This is a genomic window from Ruegeria sp. YTSC199, assembly GCF_059609725.1.
Genome location: NZ_JBXWMF010000073.1, coordinates 1 through 1,567 on the forward strand (window position 1 = coordinate 1; position 1,567 = coordinate 1,567).

The 1,567-nt window shown below is 52.2% G+C and carries 2 protein-coding genes; one reads left to right on the forward strand and one right to left on the reverse strand.

Annotation, left to right across the window (positions count from 1 at the left end):
* On the forward strand, positions 1-1,170 hold a 1,170-nt coding region (locus AC2FEE_RS25565), incomplete at its 5' end, for a DUF6538 domain-containing protein (protein WP_496868222.1).
* A gap of 48 nt (positions 1,171-1,218) precedes the next feature.
* Here AC2FEE_RS25565 and AC2FEE_RS25570 read toward each other — a convergent pair.
* Positions 1,219-1,443, reverse strand: coding sequence for a hypothetical protein (locus AC2FEE_RS25570; RefSeq protein ID WP_496868223.1), 225 nt, complete (start codon positions 1,441-1,443; stop codon positions 1,219-1,221).
* Positions 1,444-1,567: the final 124 nt, after the last annotated feature.

The window sequence follows — 1,567 nt, forward strand, 5'->3', positions numbered from 1 at the left end:
AACAAAACCGTTCCATTCTCATTTGTAAAAGCAGGGGTCTTCTACTTCACACGACGGATCCCGAAAGACCTCGATCACCACTATACCACCAGAAAAATATCATTCTCCCTACGGACAAGATCAGCAGCGGTCGCAAAGTCCCGAGCGCAAAGAGCTGCTCAGCAATTGGATGAACACTGGTATCACCTACGCATCCAAGACGTGGACCTGCCGGGCAAGCATCTTCTGAGGATTGGAGCTGCGGTCGAGTTTGGGTCTTCGATGTCACGCGCCGATCAAGCCAGTGTCGACGCTATAAAGCTCTCAGAAGCCGTGTCAGTCTATCTGCAGCTGAAGGGGCAAGGACGTCCAATCACCTTCCACAGGGCTGCTGAGCGGTCGTGTGGCTATGTCTTGGATGTCTGCGGGGACAAAGACATCAGAAGCTATACCAAGGCGGATGCCAATGCGTTTCGCGACGAGCTGGTGAAGCGAGAATTGGCGGGTAGCAGTATTACCCGCATCTTTGGGACCATCAGGTCAGTTATCAACTTCGCTGCCTCTGAAGCCGGTATCATACTGACCAACCCATTCGCTGGCGTGTACTACGACAGGAATGCCGGTGTCGAAGATCGTGAACCTATGCCAATCGAAGCGATCCGCTCTCTGCAATCCAAATGCCGGTCCCTTGATGACGACTTGCGATGGCTTGTTGCTCTGGTCTCGGACACAGGGATGCGGCTTGCAGAAGCTGCGGGTTTGCTCAAAGAGGATTTCGAGCTGAATGACCCAGTGCCTCACGTAGTTGTCCAAGAGCATCCTTGGCGTCGGCTGAAGACATCAGGTAGCAACCGAAAGGTGCCTCTGGTCGGGGCGTCACTATGGGCCGCCAAGCGGTTGCTCTCTGAGAACGCTGACAGCCAATTCGCTTTTCCCCGGTACAACAAATCGAAAACCACGAAAGCTAATTCTGCCAGTGCCGCGCTGAACAAATGGATGAAGCCATATGTACCAAGCCGTTGCACCATGCACAGCTTTCGTCATTCGATGCGTGACAGGCTTCGTGCCGTCGAGTGTCCATCCGACATTGTCGACCAGATAGGTGGCTGGCAAGCAGAGGGCGTAGGGCAAGGATATGGTAACGGCTATCCGCTTTGCGTCACACAAAAGTGGCTGGTTGCCATATGTTAGTTGCTAAAGGCAAACAGGGTCTGAAGGGGCAGTCTGCCCCTCCAGAATTTAGCTCAAGCCAATGCTCGAACGTTGCCTTTTAAGTTTTTTTATGGTTTCTGCTTGTCGTTCAATAGCCTCTGCAAAAGTACAGGTGTCTTTGAAATCTGACGCGAACCAACCAAGCCAACACATCGTGTCTTCAGCCTCTTGGAGAGCCGCCAACGCCCTGGACAAGGCAGCATGATCAATACGGAGTTGGTCGATGTCGGTTTCGATATTTAGAGCGGTCATAATTTGGTCCTTTTGATACAGGGAAGTAATCCATCTGGCATCGCCGCTGATGGAGCCACGGTTCATCCGTAACAATGGTGGAACCTAATTTCCTGAAAAGACCGAATGCCTCATAACGGCATAG

Excerpts from the sequence above, each read along its gene's own strand:
- AC2FEE_RS25570 (WP_496868223.1), bottom strand. The coding sequence starts at position 1,443 with ATGACCGCTCTAAATATCGAAACCGACATCGACCAACTCCGTATTGAT.